Origin of the sequence: Xanthomonas boreopolis (genome assembly GCF_046529185.1) — a bacterium.
In the GTDB taxonomy this organism is placed as follows: Bacteria; Pseudomonadota; Gammaproteobacteria; order Xanthomonadales; family Xanthomonadaceae; genus Pseudomonas_S; species Pseudomonas_S boreopolis.
In genome coordinates, this window is the sequence record NZ_CP097162.1 from 2,204,189 (window position 1) to 2,220,660 (window position 16,472).

A 16,472-nucleotide genomic window follows, 5' to 3' on the forward strand; every position below is an offset into this window, starting at 1 on the left:
GGGCGTGGAAAACCAGAAGCGCCGATATCCCTGCTTTCCCGAGTCCCCGGTGGCGACCTCATTCTTCATCGTCCACGCCGGTATCGGCCAACTCGAAGACCTTCAGGCGACCGCGCAGGCGCACCATCGCCTGGCCGTGGATCTGGCATACGCGCGATTCGCTCACGCCGAGGACGGCGCCGATCTCCTTCAGGTTGAGCTCCTGCTCGTAATAGAGCGACAGCACCAGCTGCTCGCGCTCGGGCAATTGGGAGATGGCCTTGGACAGTTCGCGGCCGAACTCGCCGCGCTCCACCATCTGTTGCGGGGTCGGGCCGCCCTTGGCCGTGGTATCGAGCTCGCCGTGGTCCTCGATCCGCGATTCCAGGCTCAGCACCTGGCCGCGCGCGGCATCCTCCATCAGGCGCAGGTAGTCCGGCAGCGGCATGTCCATCGCCGCGGCGACCTCCGTGGCGGAGGCGGCGCGGCCGGTTTCCTGCTCGATCCTGCGGATCGTGGCGGCGGCGTCGCGGGCGCGGCGGTGGACCGAGCGCGGCACCCAGTCGCCGCGCCGGATCTCGTCGATCATCGCGCCGCGGATGCGGATGGAGGCGTAGGTCTCGAACGAGGCGCCCTGGTCGGCGTCGTACGAGCGCGAGGCCTCGATCAGGCCGATCATGCCGGCCTGGATCAGGTCGTCGATCTCCACGCTGGCCGGCAACCGCGCGGCGAGGTGGTGGGCGATGCGGCGCACCAGGTCGGCGTGCTGGTAGACGTTGTCGGCGCTGCCGGCGCGCTGCACCGCCTTGTACTGGGCGGCGGCGTTCATGCCGCCACCCCGTTGCGCTGCTGGATGATGCGCTCGAGGAAGAACTCGACGTTGCCGCGCGCCGCGGTCGGGGCCTGCCAGCGCGAAGTGCGGCGCGCGATCTCGGCGATCGCCTGCGCCGACGGGCTGCCCGGGTAGAGCTTGGTCACCGGTTGCTGGCGCTGCACCGCCAACCGCAGCCAGTCGTCCTGGGGCACGTGGCCGAGGTAGTTGAGCGAGACGTCGCCGAGGAACTTCTCGCAGACCCGCGCGAGCTTGTCGTACAGCAGCCGGCCTTCGTTCGGGTCGCGCACCATGTTGGCGACGATCTGCAGGCGGTCCACGCCGCGCTCGCGCGAGAGCACCTTGATCAGCGCGTAGGCATCGGTGATCGAGGCCGGCTCGTCGCAGACCACGACCACCGTGTCCTGCGCGGCCTGGCAGAAGGTGAGCACGCTGTCGGTGATGCCGGCGGCGGTGTCGATCACCATCACGTCCAGGTCGCGTTCCAGCTCGGAGAACACGTTGACCAGGCCGATGTGCTCGGCCTGGGCCAGCTCGGCCATGTGGCGGCGGCCGGACGCGGCCGGCACCACCAGCACGCCGCCCGGGCCGGTGAGGATCACGTCTTCCAGCGAGCAGCGCCCCGCGACCAGGTCGGCCAGGGTCAGCTTGGGCTGCAGGCCGAGGATCACGTCGATGTTGGCCAGGCCCAGGTCGGCATCCAGCAGCAGCGTGCGCCGGCCCATGTCGGCCAGCGCCACGGCCAGGTTGGCCGAGAGGTTGGTCTTGCCGACGCCGCCCTTGCCGCCGGTCACGGCGATGCTCCGCACCGGGCCCAGCGGCTCGGCACGGGTCGTGGACAACGGGTAGGCGTTGGTCAGCTGGGCGTATTCACGCGACGGCATGGGTGTGCTCCGGAGTACAGGGCTTATCGGCAGCGCGCCGCAAATCTTCAAGGCGGAGTACGAGGCTGGCGGCGTTGGCCCGGTGCAGGTCGTCGGGGACGCGCTGGCCGTCGGTGATCCAGGTGATCGGCAACTGGTGGTCGACCACCACGGACAGGGCGCTGCCGAGCCGCCCGGTCTCGTCCAGCTTGGTCAGCACCACGCCCTGGGGCCGGGCTCCGGCGAAGCGGCGCGCCACCTCGTCCAGGTCCGAGAAGTGGGCGTTGGCCGGCAGCACCAGCAGCGAGGTGACCTGGCGTGCGGCGCGCAGCCAGTTCAACTGCGCCGCCAGGGCACGGTCGCGCTGGCCCATGCCGGCGGTGTCGATCAGCACCAGCTTGTAGTCGCGCAGGCGTTCCAGCAGGGCCATAAGGCCCTGGTCGCTGTCGGCCTCGTGCACGGCGATGCCGAGCTGGCGGCCGTAGCCGTGCAACTGCTCGCGCCCGCCGACGCGCAGGGTGTCGGTGGTGACCAGGGCGACGTCGCGCGGGGCGTGCTGGGCGGCGAAGCGCGCGGCGAGCTTGGCGATGGTGGTGGTCTTGCCGGCGCCGGTGGGGCCGACCAGCGCGATCACGCCGCCGATCTCGAGCGGATCGACCGGGGCGATCGGCAGGCGCTTGGACAGCAGGCCGAGCATCAGGCCGCGGCCCTTGTGCAGTTCGGTGTCGGCCGGGATCTGCATGGCGACGTCGCGGGTGATGCCGGCGTCGAAGCCGTAGTCGTCGAGCAGTTCCAGCGCCTGGGCGCGCACCGGCGAGCCGCGCAGGCGCTCGTCGGTGAGCCGGTTCATCTCGCGCTCGATCATCTGCCGCATCAGCGCCAGTTCCTCGCGTAGCTGCCGCAGTTCGGCGTCGTCCTGCGGCTTGGGCAACGGCGCGGGCGCGAGGGAAGGCGTGCCCGCGGCCGGTTCGGCGGGCGGCAGCGGCCGGGGCGCGGCGATCGGCGGCAACGCCGGCAGCTCGGGAGCGTCCGGCGCGGGCTGCACGAACGTGGCGAAGATCTCTTCGGGCAACTGCGCCGGGGCGCGGCCGGAAGCGGCCTTCGCACGGGCCGCGGGCTTCTCCGCGACCGGCACGCCGCGTTCGCGCGGCGCGGCGGCCGCGCCACGCCCGGGCTGCTGGCGCTGGGCAAGCGCGGCGATCATCTCGTCGGCTGGCGTGCGCGCCGGCGCGGATTCGGCGATGCCCGCCGCGGCGGCGCGCGCCGGCGGCTGGCGCACGTTGTCCAGGGCGCGCTGCACCAGCTCCTCGTCGTAGTTGCTGGCAGCGACGATCTCGATCCCTTCCTCGGTGCGCCGGTTGGACAGGATCACCGCGTCCGGGCCGTGCTCTTCGCGCACCATGCGGAAGGCCGTGCGCATGTCGGGGGCGACGAAGCGTTTGATCTTCATGGGGTGCCGTGATTGGTGATTGGTGATTGGTGATTCGCGACGGCGGCACGGCTCAAGCCCGTCCGGCGGCTTCCAGTTGATGTCTTCATCGCTCTCATCTCCATCTCTCCGCTCGCGGAGCCTGCTTCCACGAATCACCAAGCACGAATCACGAATCGCCGCCTCAACTGATCGTCCCCACCAGCTTCAGCCGCTTGTCCTCCGGCACCTCGCTGTAGGCCAGCACCGACAGCTGCGGGACGCTGTGCCGGACCAGGCGCGCCAGCGCGGCGCGGACCTGGCCGGGGACCAGCACCACCGCCGGCTCGTTGCGGGCCTCCTGCTTGCCGACGCAGTCGGCCAGGCTCTGGTGCAGGCGCTCGGCGAGGCCGGGTTCGAGGGCGACGTTGCCGCCGCCCTGGGCGGACTCCTGCAAGACCCGTTCCAATTGCGGGGCGAGGGTGAACACCGGCAGCTCCGGCGACATGCCGGCGATCTCCTGGACGATGAAACGGCCCAGCGAAGTGCGCACCGCGGCGGTCAGCATGGCCGGGTCCTGGCCATGCGGGGCGTGCTCGACCAGCGCCTCGACGATCTTGCGCAGCTGGCGGATGGGGATGCGCTCGACCAGCAGGTTCTGCAGCACCCGCACCACGACGGCGAGCGGCAGCGCCTTGGGGGTGAGGTCCTCGACCAGCTTGGGTGCGCTCTTGCCGAGCTGGGCGAGCAGTTGCTGCACTTCCTCGTGGCCGAGCAGCTCGGGCGCGTGCTCGCGGATCAGGTGCGAGAGGTGGGTGGCGATCACCGTGGCGGGATCGACCACGGTATAGCCCATGGCCTCGGCCTGGGCGCGCTGGCCGGGCTGGATCCAGGTGGCGTCGAGCCCGAACGCGGGATCCTTGCCCTTGATGCCGTCGAGCTTGCCGAGCGCGCCGCCCGGGTCCAGCGCCAGTTCGCGGTCGGGGTGCACCTCGGCGGTCGCCACCGGCACGCCGTGGATCAGCAGGCGGTACGACGTGGCGGTCAGTTCCAGGTTGTCGCGGATGTGCACCGGCGGGATCAGGAAGCCGATGTCCTGGGTGAGCTTGCGTCGCACGCCCTTGATGCGTGCCATCAGTTCGCCGCCCTGGTTCTTGTCCACCAGCGGGATCAGCCGGTAGCCGACTTCCAGGCCGAGCGGGTCGATCGGGCGCAGTTCGTCCCAGCTCAGTTCCGGCGAGGGCGCGGGCGCGGCGCCGGGCAGCTTGGGATCGCCCGGTTTGCCCGGCGCGGCGCCCGTACCCGGCGACGGAGTTCCGGCGTCGCGCTTCCACAACCGCCACGCCACGAAACCGAGCAGCAGGCCCAACGTCAAAAAGGCGACGTTCGGCATGCCCGGCACCAGCCCGACCAGGCCGAGGATCGCCGCGGCGATCGCCAGCGCCTTGTGCTGCCCGAACACCTGGCCGACCATCGCCTGGCTCATGTCCTGTGCGCGCGAGGCGCGCGTGACCAGCATCGCCACCGCCGAGGACACCAGCAGCGCCGGCAGCTGCGCCACTAGGCCGTCGCCGATCGACAGCAGGGTATAGGTCGAGGCGGCCTCGCCGAACGGCATGCCGTGCTGGAGCACGCCCACCGCCAGGCCGCCGAGCAGGTTGATGAACAGGATCAGGATGCCGGCAATGGCATCGCCACGGATGAACTTGCTGGCGCCGTCCATCGCGCCGTAGAAGTCGGCCTCCTCGCGCACCTCCTCGCGGCGGGCCTTGGCTTCCTCGCGGGTGAGCAGGCCGGCGTTGAGGTCGGCGTCGATCGCCATCTGCTTGCCGGGCATGGCGTCGAGGATGAAGCGCGCGGTCACCTCCGACACGCGCCCGGCGCCCTTGGTGATGACCACGAAGTTGATGATGGTCAGGATCGCGAACACCACGATGCCGACCGCGTAGTTGCCACCGATCACGAACTCGCCGAACGCGGCGATCACCTTGCCGGCCGCGTCGTGGCCGTTCTGGCCGTTGAGCAGGATCACGCGGGTGGAGGCCACGTTCAGCGCCAGCCGCAGCATCGTGGTCATCAGCAGCACGATCGGGAAGATCGTGAAGTCCAGCGGCCGCTTCACGTAGACCACCGCCAGCAGCACCATCAGCGAGATCGCGATGTTGAAGGTGAACAGCGCGTCCAGCACCGGCGCGGCCAGCGGCACCACCACCATCGCCAGCATCGCCAGCACGATGAGCGGCGCGCCCAGGCCGTGCCGGACCATGTCCAGCAGCTTGCGGGCGTTCACCGGCGAGGCCTGCGCACTCATGCGCGGCCGTCCGTGCCGGCGAACTCGTCGAGTTCGATCGCGGGCAGCTGCGGCATCGGGCCGCGCCGCCAGGCGCGCAGCTGGTAGACGTAGGACAGCACCTGGGCGACGGCCGAATACAGTCTCACGGGGATTTCCTTGCCGAGTTGCGCTTCCCGATACAAGGCGCGTGCCAAAGGCGGGGCCGACACGATCGCGACACGGTGCTGCTCGCCGACCTCGCGGATGCGCTGGGCGACCTCGTCCACGCCCTTGGCGACCACGATCGGCGCGCGCATCCTCTCTCCCTCGTACTGCAGCGCCACCGCGTAGTGGGTGGGGTTGACCAGCACCACGTCGGCCTTGGGCACCGCCTCGATCATCCGGCGCTGCGCCAGTTGCTGCTGCATCTGCCGGATCCGGCTCTTGACCTCCGGGCTGCCCTCGCTTTCCTTGATCTCGCGCTTGACCTCCTCGCGGGTCATCTTCAGCCGGCGCAGCCAGTTCCACTTCTGGTAAGGCGCGTCCAGCGCGGCGAGCAGCCCGAGCGCGAGCGCGGCGTACATCAGCAGCCGCAGGGTGAAGCCCAGGCCATCGACGATCGCGCGTTCCAGCGGCGCGTTCAGCAGGGTGCGCAGGTCGTGCAGGCCATGCCAGATGCACAGGCCGGTGGCGGTGCCGACGAACAGCACGCGCAACAGCGACTTGACCAGCTCGCCGATGCTCTCCGCGCCGTACAGGCGCTTGAGGCCAGCCAGCGGGTTGAGCTTGTTGGGGTCCGGCGCCAGCGCCTTGCCCGAAAACCGCAGTCCGCCCATCAACAGCGGCCCGGCCAATCCCGCCAACAGGCAGACCAGGACCAGCGGCGCCGCCACCCACAGCAACTGCACGAGCAGCTCGCCGAAATGGCCCAGCAGCTTGGACGGGTTGTCGCGCAGGCCCGGGTCCGGGCTCAGCGCGGCCTTCATCCAACCGCGCGCGCCCGACGCCAGGCTGCCGGACATCGCCATCAGCGCGAACACGCCGGCGGTGAACACCGCGGCGGTCGCCAGCTCGCGCGAGCGCGGGATGTTGCCTTGCTCGCGGGCCTCGCGCAGGCGTTTCTCGGTAGGCTGTTCGGTGCGTTCGGCGCCGTCTTCGTTCTCGGCCATCGCGTTGCGGGGGAAGGGCTCCCGCGGGGCGTTGCAAGTTCTATTCCTTTCCTTCGGAGGCGGCCCCCGGGTTTGGGGACTGGGACCGGGACTCGGAAAGGCGACGAGCCTGCTTCGGAGGGAATCCCGTTGTGGGAGGGACTTCAGTCCCGACAGGGCTTTACAGGGCCCTCCGTCGGGACTGAAGTCCCTTCCACGAAAGAACAAGAAAGCGGCAAGAAGGGCCTCGGATCACTTGACAGCCAAACCCAGGCAAGGAGGCTTTCCCGAATCCCGAATCCCGAATCCCGAATCCCGAATCCCGAGCCTAAAGGCTTGCGGCAGCAATGAAACTACGCGGCTCGAGCGGCCGGCTCATCAGGTAGCCCTGCAATTGGTCGCAGCCCAGGTCGCGCAGGTGGTGCCGCTGCAGTTCGGTCTCCACGCCTTCGGCCACCACCTTCATGTTGAGCGTGCGCGCCAGGCCGACGATCGCCGCCACGATCGCCCGGTCCTCGCCCTCCTGTTGCAGGCCCTGCACGAACATGCGGTCGATCTTCAGCTCGCAGGCCGGCAGGCGCTTGAGGTACATCAGGTTGGAGTAGCCGGTGCCGAAGTCGTCGATGGCGATGTTGACGCCGAGTTCGTGCAGGGCCTTGAGCACTTCCAGGCTGGCGTCGGCGTCGCGCATGGCGGCGCTCTCGGTGATCTCAAGGGTCAGCCGGGCCGGGTCGATGCCGTGCCTGGCCAGGGCCTGGCCGACGCAGGCGACCAGGCCCGGGGAGGCCAGTTGCACCGGCGACAGGTTCACGGCCACGTTCCAGTCGCCGCGACCGGCCTCGCGCCACTCGCGCATCTGGCGGCAGGCCTCCTCCAGCGCCCATTCGCCGATCGGCACGATCAGGCCGATCCGCTCGGCCACCGGGATGAAACGGTCCGGCATGATCAGGCCGCGTTCCGGATGCTGCCAGCGCATCAGCGCCTCCGCGCCGACCACGTCGCGGCCGTGCGCGCCGTACTTGGGCTGGTAATGGAGCACGAACTGGCGCCGCTCCAGCGCCAGCGGCAGATCGCGCACCAGCAGCATCTTCTCGTGAGCGCTGCGGTTCATCGACGGCTCGAAGAACGCATAGCCGTTCCGGCCGGTCGCCTTGGCGTGGTACATCGCCGCATCCGCATTGGCGATCAGCACGTGGTCGTGCGTGCCGTCCTCGGGATAGATCGCGATGCCGATGCTGGTCGAGACCCGCAACTCGATGTCGTTGGACTTGAACGGCGCCACGAGCGCGGCCACGACCCGCTCGGCCAGGGCGGCGGCGTCCTCCGGTTCGTCCACCGGCAGTGCCAGCACGAACTCGTCGCCGCCGAGCCGGGCGAGGGTGTCCTCGCTCCGCAGCAGCGTGCCGAGCCGGCTGGCCACCGCGACCAGCAGGGCATCGCCGGCCTGGTGCCCGTAGGCGTCGTTGATCGCCTTGAAGCCGTCCAGGTCCAGGAACATCACCGCGAACCGGCGGCGCCGTCGCTGCGCCCGCTCCAGCCCCTGCTGGATCCGGTCCTGCAGCAGCAGCCGGTTGGGCAACCGGGTCAGCGAGTCGTGCAGCGCGGCCTGTTCCAGCTCCCGGTTGGCGGCGGCAAGCGAGCTAGCCAACAGTTCCGTGCGCTGCTGGAAGTGACGGTCGAGCACCGACACGCCCAGCGCCATCGCGGTCACGCCCAGCGTCACCACGACCACCAGCACCGCCAGCCACTGCACCGGCATGCCACCGTCGCGCGCGGCGCCACAGATGCTTTCGGGCGGGAACCGGGCCGCGGCCATGCCGGTGTAGTGCATGCCGACGATCGCCAGGCCCATCACCAGCGCCGCCAGCGGCTGCACCACGTAGCGGCGGTGCCCGCTGCGCAGGCGGAACGCGATCCACAGCGCCGCGGCCGAGGCGGCGATCGCAATCGCCAGCGACAGCGCGAACCAGCCAGGGTGGTAGTCGATGCCGGGCTGCATCCGCATCGCGGCCATGCCCAGGTAATGCATCGCGGCGATGCCCAGCCCCATCAGCAGGGCGCCGGCCGCCAGCCGCGGGTAGGGCAGTTCGCGGCGCGACACCAGCCAGAGCGCGAAGGCCGAGGCGAGCACCGAGACCACCATCGAGTACAGGGTGAGCCCCAGGTCGTATCCGAGCGGGACCGGCAGGCTGAAGGCGAGCATGCCGATGAAATGCATCGACCAGACCCCGAAACCCATCGCCAGCGCGCCGCCGGCCAGCCACCAGCCGGCCGCCCGGCCGCGCGTGGCCGAAACCCGGCCGGCCATGTCCAACGCGGTATAGGAGGCCAGGACGGCTACGGCGAGCGAGATCGCCACCAGCCATTCGTTGTAGCTGCCCTGCATGTAAGGCCCGGGAGGAAAGAGCAGAAGTGCCCTGGCGATAGCGGCCGCGTTCGAGCGGACTTGAGCGCGGCGGCCGCAGGTCGGGGCGGCAGGGCGGTCGCTTCACGGGGGGGCTCCAGTCCCGGCGGGAGTTGCCGGCGCTGCCCGGGTGGTCATGCCAGCGGGCAGGCGCGGTATCGGCCTTCGGTCCCAACGGAAATCCTTGGCCGCCGTTCGCGGGCAGCCCCGTCGGGACCGGAGTCCCTCCCGCAGGGGGCCTGGGCTTGCGTCAGCCGCCGAGCTGGCGCGCCGCATCGAAGGCGGCGTCGAACATGCGCTGCACCGGCGCGGACATCTCGCCGGCCAGCATCGCCAGCAGGAACAGTCCCAGCAGCAGCGAGACCGGCAGGCCGAGCTGGATCGGGTTCAGTGCGGGCGCGGCCCGCGACAGCGCGCCGAAGGCCAGGTTGACCGCCAGCATCGCCACGATCATCGGCAGCGCCAGCGTGAGCCCGCCGCGCAGCACGTGCAGGAAGAAAGTGGGCGCAACCTCGGCGAAGGCATGCACGTCGGGCAGCGCGGTGCCGATCGGCAACGCCTTGTAGCTGTCCACCAGCAGCGCCACCAAGGCCAGGTGGCCGTTGGCGGCGAAGAACAACAGGCCGAAGCCGATGTAGAACCACTGCGACACCACGCCCGAGGTGACGCCGCGCAGCGGATCCGACATCTGCGCGAACGACAGGCCCATGCTCTGGGAAATCATTTCGCCGGCCAGCGCGCCGGCCTCGAAGATCAGCCGCAGCATGAAACCCATCGACGCACCGATCGCCAGCTCGCGCGCGATGCCCAGCACCGCGGCCGCATCGAATCCGTTCCACTCCGGGACCGGCGGCAGGATCGGCGCCAGCGCCATGGCCAGCGTGGCCGCGAGCACCACGCGTATCCGCGCCGGCAACGCGCGGGTGCCGATCAGCGGCATCGCCGCGAGCAGCGCCCCGATGCGCAGCATGGTCCACAGCACCGTACCGATCATCGCGAAGGCCTGCTGGCCGTCGATCACCATTTGGGTGGCGGCGTCCATCAGTGCGGCTCGCACTGCACGACAATGGCAATACCGTCGTCCCCGCGCAGGCGGGGACCCAGCGACTTGCGCGAAACCCGTCCGCAATCGTGGTTCATGCGTTCAACCGGCCTTTGCGCCATCTGCTCGAAAGCCACTGGGTCCCCGCCTGCGCGGGGACGACGGTATCAACGCGCGATAGCGGCATTGCCATCCCGCTACCCGATCAAATGCGGGATGCGCTGGAACAGCATCGTGGTGTACTCGACCAGGTGCGCCAGCAGCATCGAGCCGGTGGCGAACAGCAGGACCGTCAGCGCGACCGCCTTGGAGACGAAGGCGATGGTCGGTTCGTTGAGCTGGGTCGCGGCCTGCACGATGCCGACGACGATGCCGACCACCAGGATGGCGAGCAGGATCGGGCCGGCGATCCACAGCACGGTGACCAGCCCGCCGCGGAGCTCGGTGAGAGCGATTTCGGGACTCATGGTTCGGGACTCGGGATGGGAAACCCGGGAAGGACGAGCTGCCGGGTCGCGCCCGGGGCCGCGGCCTCACACCGCATTGAAACTGGCCGCCAACGTGCCGACCACCAGCACCCAGCCGTCCACCAGCACGAACAGCAGGATCTTGAACGGGGCCGACACCAGCATCGGCGACATCATCATCATGCCCATCGACATCAGCACGCTGGCCACGACCAGGTCGATGATCACGAAGGGGATGAAGATCAGGAAGCCGATCTCGAAGGCGGTCTTCAGCTCGCTGGTGACGAACGAGGCGACCAGCACCGGGAACGGCACCGCGTCCGGGCCGGCGTACTTGCCGTCGCCGGCCATGCCGGCGAAGGTCATCAGGTCGGTCTCGCGCACCTGCGCCAGCATGAAGGCGCGCAGCGGCTGGGTGGTCAGCGTCCAGGCGGTCTGGAAGTCGATCCGGCCGTCGAGGTAGGGCTGTAGGCCGGCGCTCCACATCTTCTGCCACACCGGCATCATCACCAGCGCGGTCAGGAACAGCGCCAGGCCCAGCAGCACCTGGTTGGACGGGGTCTGGCCGGTGCCCAGCGCCTGCCGCAGCAGGCCGAGCACGATGGTGATGCGGGTGAAGGCGGTCAGCACCAGCAGCATCGACGGCAGCAGGGTGATCGCCGTCATCAGCAGCAGCGTCTGCAGCGGCAGGCTCACCGGCTGGTTGCCGATGCGCCCGACGTTGACGTTGGGCAGCGAAGGTATCTGGTTGGCGCCGGCCGCCGGCGCGGGTTCTATCGAGGCCGGCTGCGCAGCGGCCGCAGCGGCCTGCGCCATCGCCGGTACGGCCGCCGGGGCCGCCATCGCGGCGGGCGCCAGCATCGTCGCCAACAGGATCAGCACCAGCCTGAGGCTGCGCCTCCAACGGTTCCAGCGGAGCAGCATGTCAGGAATCCTTGCGCAGCTTCTGCGACAGCAGGCGCGCGAAATCGGGGAGTCGTTTCAGGTCCGGCAGCGCCGGGGCCGGGGCCTGCGGCAACGGCTCGGGCAGGGTGTGCAACGTGCGGATGCCGCCCGCGGCGACGCCCAGCAGCAACTGCTCGCCGTTGACCTCGACGACCACCACGCGTTCCTTCGGGCCGAGCGGCAGGCTGGCGACCAGCTTCAGGCCGGCGGCGGGACGGAAGCCGCTGCCGGGCATGCGCTTGAGCAGCCAGCCGAGGCCGACGATCAGGCCCAGCACCAGCAGCAGCGCGAACACCGCGCCGAACACGCCGGGCGAGGACGGCGCCTGGCTGCCGACCTTGGCCGTCTGGGCGCCTGTCGCCACCGTGGCCAGGAGCCATGCGCTCACCGCAGCCTCCGGATGCGCTCGCTCGGGCTGACCACGTCGGTCAGGCGGATGCCGAAGCGGTCGTTGATGACGACCACCTCGCCGTGCGCGATGAGCGTGCCGTTGACGTACACGTCCAGCGGCTCGCCGGCGCCGCGGTCCAGTTCCACCACCGAGCCCTGGTTGAGCTGCAGCAGGTTGCGGATCGGGATGCGCGCGCGGCCGACTTCCAGCGACAGCGTCACCGGCACGTCCAGGATCACGTCCAGGTTGAGGTCGGCCGCGGCCGGGTCGTGCTCGGCCTGGAGGTTGTCGAACTGCGCCGCGGGCGCTTCGGTATGGTTCATGGCAGGGAGTCCTGTGGAACGGCGGCACGCGCCGGGGCAGTGGCGGCGGGCGGTTTCACCGCGGTGATCTTCACGGCGTTGTTGCCGTTGGCGACGCCGAATTCGCCGGTGAACACGGGGATGTCCTCCACGCACAGCGGCACCTGCGCGGGCAGCTCGATCGGCAGGATGTCGCCGACCTTCAGCCGGGTGAGCTGGCGCAGGCTGATGCGCTTGCTGGCCAGCACGCTGGAGAGGGTGACCTCGGCGATGTCGAGCTGCTCGCGCAGCGACACGTTCCAGCTCTCGTCGCGGTCGTTGCGGTCGCTCTGGATGCCGGCGTCGAGCACGTCGCGGATCGGCTCCAGCATCGAGTAGGGCAAGGTGACGTGGATCTCGCCGCCGCCGCCTTCCAGCTCGACGTGGAAGCGGCAGACCACCACGTACTCGCGCGGCGTCACGATGTTGGCGAAGTGCGGGTTGATCTCCGAGTTGATGTACTCGAAGTCCACGTCCATCACCGGGGCCCAGGCTTCCTTCAGGTCGGCGAAGGTCTGCTTGAGCAGCAACTGGATCACCCGCATTTCGGTGGCGGTGAACTCGCGACCCTCGATGCGGGTGGGGTAGCGGCCGTCGCCGCCGAAGAAGTTGTCGACCACGGTGAACACCAGGGTCGGCTCGAACACGATCAGGCCGGTGCCGCGCAGCGGCTTGAAGCGGATCAGGTTGAGGTTGGTCGGCACGTACAGCGAGTGCATGTACTCGTTGAACTTGATCAGGTCGATGCCGCGCACCGACAGGTCGGCCGAACGCCGGATCAGGTTGAACAGGCCGATCCGCCACAGGCGCGCGAAGCGCTCGTTGACCATCTCCAGGGTCGGCATGCGGCCGCGAATGATCCGGTCCTGGCTGGACAGGTCGTACGGCCGGGCCTCGCCCGGGGCAGGCTCCGGCTCGGTGCTGACCGCGCCGGAATCGACGCCGTGCAGCAGGGCGTCGATCTCGTCCTGGGAAAGCAGGTCGTTGATGCTCATTACTGGGTCACGAAGCTGGTGAACAGCAGGTCTTCAACGCACTTCTTGCCGGTCTCGGCGGTCATCACCCGCTGCGCCTCGGCCAGCGCGGCCTTCTGCAGCTTCAGCCGCCCCGCGACGTCGGCGATCTCGGTGGATTGCACGCCCGACAGCAGCATCAGCAGGTGGGCACGGATCGCCGGCGCGTTCTCGACGATGGACTTCATCTGGTCCGGATTGCGGGTCATCAGCTGGATCTCGACCTGCAGGTAGCGCGGGCCGTCGATCGGCCCGTTGAGATTGACCACGAACGGCGGATCCATCGGGAAGTACTGCGCCGGCGCCGGCAGCGCGGCGGCTTTCCCGGCGGCCTTGGCCTGGCCGGCCTTGCCGTCCTGCTGGGCGTAGAACCACGCGCCGCCGCCCGCCGCGGCGGCCGCGACGACGGCCGCCGCGGCGACCAGCACGAGGGTCTTGCCGCTTCCTTTGGGCTTGTCCTGGGCGTCGGTCTTCTTGTTCTTGTCGGCGGCAGTGGCCACGTGCAGGTTCCGGAAACAGTCTGCCGTGGCGGATGCAATCCGCGTGCCAGCGCCGGCGCGTCGGGTTTCCGGCGTCGCCATGCCCGCCGCCGCGGGTATGACGGACGACGAGCGGGTGGCCGCGGCTCAGCGCCCTTCGACCAGGATCGCGCGGAAGTCGTTGACGTTGGTCAGGGTCGGGCCGGTGGCGACGGCGTCGCCCAGGGCGCCGAAGAAGCCGTGGCCGTCGTTGGCGTCCAGGTGCTGCTTGGGACGCAGGCCCAGCTCCCAGGCGCGGGCCAGGGTGTCCGGGGACAGGTAGGCGCCGGCGATCTCCTCCTGGCCGTCCACGCCGTCGGTGTCGCCGGCCAGCGCATGGATGCCCGGCAGCCCATCGAGCGCGATGCCCAGCGAGAGCAGGAATTCCACGTTGCGGCCGCCGCGGCCCGGGCCGCGCACGGTGACGGTGGTTTCGCCGCCGCTGATCAGCACGCAGGGGGCGGCCATGGGCTGGCCATGGCGCTGCACCTGGCGGGCCAGGGCCGCCAGCACCTTGCCGACCTCGCGCGATTCGCCTTCGATGCTGTCGCTCAACAGGTAAGGGGTGACGCCGGCTTGACGGGCGACCTCGGCGGCCGCTTCGAGCGCGCGTTGCGGGGTGGCGACGATGTGGGATGCGTGGCCGCGCAGGCGCGGGTCGTCCGGCTTGACCGATTCGCCGGCGCCGCTTTCCAGCGCGGCCAGGGCGGCCGGCGGCAGCGCGATGCCGTAGCGGCGCACGATCGCCAGCGCATCGGCGCAGGTGGTGGGATCGCCGAGAGTGGGGCCGGAGGCGATGTCCTCGGGGTGGTCGCCGGGGATGTCGGAGATCATCAGCGTCACCACCTTGGCCGGATGGCAGGCCGCGGCCAGGCGTCCGCCCTTGATCGCGGACAGGTGGCGGCGCACGCAGTTCATCTCGCGGATGGTGGCGCCGGACTTCAGCAGGTCCTGGTTGATGCGCTGCTTGTCCTCCAGCGTGATGCCGTCGAGCGGCAACGCCAGCAGCGCCGAGCCGCCGCCGGAGATCAGGCACAGCACGGTGTCGTCGGCGCCCAGGCCCTCGACCAGCGCCTTGATGCGCCGCGCGGCCTGCATGCCGGCCGCGTCCGGCACCGGATGCGCGGCCTGGACGATCTCGATGCGCTCGCACGGCACCTCGTAGCCGTAGCGCGTGACCACCAGCCCGTCGAGCGGGCCGTCCCAGTGGGCTTCGACCGCCTGGGCCATCGCCGCGGAGGCCTTGCCGGCGCCGATCACCACCAGCCGCCCCTTCGGCGGGGACGGCAGGTAGGCGGGAATGCAGTGGGCCGGCTGGGCGGCGGCGATGGCGGCCCGGAACATGCGCTCGAGCAGCACGCGCTGGGGCGTTGCATGCCGTGGCATCGGATCGATCATGGTGGCAGGCGCTCCCGGCGGTTCAACGGTTGACGGTATTGGCCGGCACGCGCAGCACCAGCAATGCGCCCAGCAGCAACACGGCCGAGAGTATGTACAACGCCACGTCGGTGCCGCCGGTGGCGTCCTTGATCCAGCCCACCAGGAACGGGCTGACGAACCCGGCGACCTGGCCCAGCGAGTTGATCAGCGCCAGCCCGCCGGCGGCGGCCGCGCTGCCGAGGAAGGCGGTAGGCAGCGGCCAGAACATCGGCAGGCCCGACAGCGCGCCCATGGTGGCAAGGGACAGGCCGACGATGGCGAGCACGGCATTGCCGTCGGCCTGGGTGGCGAGCATCAACCCGCACAGGCCCATCAGCAGCGGACCGCTCAGGTGCCAGCGCCGTTCCTTGCGCGCATCGGCCGAACGCCCCACCCAGATCATGAACAGGCATGCGCAGAAGTACGGGATGGCGCTCACCCAGCCGACCGCCAACGGGCTCTGGAAGCCCAGCGACTTGACGATGGTGGGCAGCCAGAAGTTGATCGCGTACACGCCCATCTGGATGCAGAAGTACACCAGCCCCAGCATCCACACGCTGCCGTTGCGCAGCACGCTGGCGAAGGAATCGGTCGATTGCGTGGCCTGGCGGCGCTGGCGCTCGTCCTCGGCGAGTTCGGCCAGCAGCAGGCGTTTCTCGTCCGGGCGCAGCCAGTTGGCCTTCTCGATGCCGTCGTTCAGCAGCAGGTAGACCAGCACGCCCAGCGCCACCGTGGGCAGGCCCTGCAGCAGGAACATCCACTGCCAGCCGTCCAGGCCGTGGTGGCCGGCGAAGGTCTCCATCATCCAGCCCGAGAGCGGGCTGCCGAGCACGCCGGAGATCGGGATCGCCGACATGAACAGGCCCATTACCCGGCCGCGCCGCGAGGACGGGAACCACTGCGTGAAGTACAGCACGATGCCCGGGAAGAAACCCGCCTCGAACACGCCGGTGACGAAGCGCAGCACGTAGAACTCGAGCGGCGTGCTGACGAACATCAGCGCCGCCGACGCCGCGCCCCAGGCCACCATCAGCGTGCCGATCACCTTCCGCGCGCCGAGCCGGTGCAGCAGCAGGTTCGCCGGTACGCCGCTGAGCACGTAGCCGATGAAGAAGATGCCCGCGCCCAGGCCGTACACCGTCTCGCTCCATTGCAGCGCGTCGAGCATCTGCAACTTGGCGAAACCGACGTTGACCCGGTCCAGGTAGTTGAACAGGTAACAGACGAAGATGAAGGGGATCAGCCTCAGGGTGATCTTCCCGTAGGCCGCGTCGAGCGTTGCCGGGTCGGCCGGCCGCGACGTGCCGACACCCTCCTCGCGGATGTGCATGGTGGTCTCCTCCCAGAGAATGTGCCGCCCGGTCCGGATGGCGGGGCGGGCACGGGCCATCATAAGGAGGATGGTCGGCGCCTCCATCGGTCGCATGCAC

At 69.9% G+C, this 16,472-nt stretch carries 15 protein-coding genes; all 15 read right to left on the reverse strand.

The window, feature by feature from the left end:
* Positions 1 to 58 precede the first annotated feature (58 nt).
* The 15 genes from M3M27_RS09680 to M3M27_RS09750 all read right to left on the reverse strand — a co-directional run bounded on the left by M3M27_RS09680 (position 59) and on the right by M3M27_RS09750 (position 16,372).
* Positions 59 to 808: an RNA polymerase sigma factor FliA gene (locus tag M3M27_RS09680; RefSeq protein ID WP_140721516.1), complete on the reverse strand. Its 750-nt coding sequence runs from the start codon at positions 806 to 808 to the stop codon at positions 59 to 61.
* Positions 805 to 1,695, reverse strand: a complete 891-nt coding sequence (locus tag M3M27_RS09685; RefSeq protein WP_140721513.1) for a P-loop NTPase — start codon at positions 1,693 to 1,695, stop codon at positions 805 to 807. Before M3M27_RS09685 ends, M3M27_RS09680 begins: the two co-directional genes overlap by 4 nt.
* Entirely contained in the window at positions 1,682 to 3,124 is a 1,443-nt protein-coding gene (flhF, locus tag M3M27_RS09690) for a flagellar biosynthesis protein FlhF (RefSeq protein WP_434027901.1), read from the reverse strand. Before flhF ends, M3M27_RS09685 begins: the two co-directional genes overlap by 14 nt.
* A gap of 163 nt (positions 3,125 to 3,287) precedes the next feature.
* Entirely contained in the window at positions 3,288 to 5,393 is a 2,106-nt protein-coding gene (flhA, locus tag M3M27_RS09695; protein ID WP_140721507.1) for a flagellar biosynthesis protein FlhA, read from the reverse strand.
* Positions 5,390 to 6,523 carry a flagellar biosynthesis protein FlhB gene (gene flhB, locus M3M27_RS09700; protein ID WP_434027902.1) on the reverse strand — a complete coding sequence of 378 codons (1,134 nt, stop codon included), beginning with the start codon at positions 6,521 to 6,523 and terminating at the stop codon, positions 5,390 to 5,392. The genes flhA and flhB overlap by 4 nt, the downstream gene beginning before the upstream one ends.
* Before the next feature lie 307 nt (positions 6,524 to 6,830).
* Positions 6,831 to 8,888 (reverse strand): putative bifunctional diguanylate cyclase/phosphodiesterase, encoded by a 2,058-nt coding sequence (locus M3M27_RS09705; RefSeq protein ID WP_140721500.1) that lies wholly within the window; start codon positions 8,886 to 8,888, stop codon positions 6,831 to 6,833.
* A 268-nt stretch (positions 8,889 to 9,156) separates the two neighbouring features.
* Positions 9,157 to 9,948, reverse strand: a complete 792-nt coding sequence (fliR, locus tag M3M27_RS09710) for a flagellar biosynthetic protein FliR (RefSeq protein WP_434027903.1) — start codon at positions 9,946 to 9,948, stop codon at positions 9,157 to 9,159.
* Between the two features lie 197 nt (positions 9,949 to 10,145).
* The gene (locus tag M3M27_RS09715) at positions 10,146 to 10,415 is read right to left on the reverse strand and encodes a flagellar biosynthetic protein FliQ (protein WP_140721494.1); all 270 of its coding nucleotides are present in this window, start codon (positions 10,413 to 10,415) and stop codon (positions 10,146 to 10,148) included.
* Positions 10,416 to 10,481: 66 nt separating this feature from the next.
* The gene (fliP, locus tag M3M27_RS09720; RefSeq protein ID WP_434027904.1) at positions 10,482 to 11,339 is read right to left on the reverse strand and encodes a flagellar type III secretion system pore protein FliP; all 858 of its coding nucleotides are present in this window, start codon (positions 11,337 to 11,339) and stop codon (positions 10,482 to 10,484) included.
* Between the two features lies 1 nt (position 11,340).
* Entirely contained in the window at positions 11,341 to 11,748 is a 408-nt protein-coding gene (gene fliO, locus M3M27_RS09725; RefSeq protein WP_434027906.1) for a flagellar biosynthetic protein FliO, read from the reverse strand.
* On the reverse strand, positions 11,745 to 12,074 hold the full coding sequence (gene fliN / locus M3M27_RS09730; protein WP_140721485.1) for a flagellar motor switch protein FliN: 330 nt from the start codon (positions 12,072 to 12,074) through the stop codon (positions 11,745 to 11,747). The genes fliO and fliN overlap by 4 nt, the downstream gene beginning before the upstream one ends.
* Positions 12,071 to 13,087, reverse strand: a complete 1,017-nt coding sequence (fliM, locus tag M3M27_RS09735; RefSeq protein WP_140721482.1) for a flagellar motor switch protein FliM — start codon at positions 13,085 to 13,087, stop codon at positions 12,071 to 12,073. Before fliM ends, fliN begins: the two co-directional genes overlap by 4 nt.
* Positions 13,087 to 13,605 (reverse strand): flagellar basal body-associated FliL family protein, encoded by a 519-nt coding sequence (locus tag M3M27_RS09740; RefSeq protein WP_218569585.1) that lies wholly within the window; start codon positions 13,603 to 13,605, stop codon positions 13,087 to 13,089. Before M3M27_RS09740 ends, fliM begins: the two co-directional genes overlap by 1 nt.
* A 126-nt stretch (positions 13,606 to 13,731) precedes the next feature.
* Complete coding sequence (locus M3M27_RS09745; RefSeq protein ID WP_434027907.1) at positions 13,732 to 15,009, reverse strand: glycerate kinase type-2 family protein; 1,278 nt, start codon at positions 15,007 to 15,009, stop codon at positions 13,732 to 13,734.
* Positions 15,010 to 15,043: 34 nt separating this feature from the next.
* Positions 15,044 to 16,372 carry an MFS transporter gene (locus M3M27_RS09750; protein ID WP_434027908.1) on the reverse strand — a complete coding sequence of 443 codons (1,329 nt, stop codon included), beginning with the start codon at positions 16,370 to 16,372 and terminating at the stop codon, positions 15,044 to 15,046.
* Positions 16,373 to 16,472: the final 100 nt, after the last annotated feature.

Excerpts from the sequence above, each read along its gene's own strand:
- flhF (WP_434027901.1), bottom strand. The coding sequence starts at position 3,124 with ATGAAGATCAAACGCTTCGTCGCCCCCGACATGCGCACGGCCTTCCGC.
- flhA (WP_140721507.1), bottom strand. The coding sequence starts at position 5,393 with ATGAGTGCGCAGGCCTCGCCGGTGAACGCCCGCAAGCTGCTGGACATG.
- M3M27_RS09715 (WP_140721494.1), bottom strand. The coding sequence starts at position 10,415 with ATGAGTCCCGAAATCGCTCTCACCGAGCTCCGCGGCGGGCTGGTCACC.
- M3M27_RS09750 (WP_434027908.1), bottom strand. The coding sequence starts at position 16,372 with ATGCACATCCGCGAGGAGGGTGTCGGCACGTCGCGGCCGGCCGACCCG.
- fliR (WP_434027903.1), bottom strand. The coding sequence starts at position 9,948 with ATGGACGCCGCCACCCAAATGGTGATCGACGGCCAGCAGGCCTTCGCG.
- flhB (WP_434027902.1), bottom strand. The coding sequence starts at position 6,523 with ATGGCCGAGAACGAAGACGGCGCCGAACGCACCGAACAGCCTACCGAG.
- fliP (WP_434027904.1), bottom strand. The coding sequence starts at position 11,339 with ATGCTGCTCCGCTGGAACCGTTGGAGGCGCAGCCTCAGGCTGGTGCTG.
- M3M27_RS09705 (WP_140721500.1), bottom strand. The coding sequence starts at position 8,888 with ATGCAGGGCAGCTACAACGAATGGCTGGTGGCGATCTCGCTCGCCGTA.
- M3M27_RS09745 (WP_434027907.1), bottom strand. The coding sequence starts at position 15,009 with ATGCCACGGCATGCAACGCCCCAGCGCGTGCTGCTCGAGCGCATGTTC.
- M3M27_RS09680 (WP_140721516.1), bottom strand. The coding sequence starts at position 808 with ATGAACGCCGCCGCCCAGTACAAGGCGGTGCAGCGCGCCGGCAGCGCC.
- fliN (WP_140721485.1), bottom strand. The coding sequence starts at position 12,074 with ATGAACCATACCGAAGCGCCCGCGGCGCAGTTCGACAACCTCCAGGCC.
- fliM (WP_140721482.1), bottom strand. The coding sequence starts at position 13,087 with ATGAGCATCAACGACCTGCTTTCCCAGGACGAGATCGACGCCCTGCTG.
- M3M27_RS09685 (WP_140721513.1), bottom strand. The coding sequence starts at position 1,695 with ATGCCGTCGCGTGAATACGCCCAGCTGACCAACGCCTACCCGTTGTCC.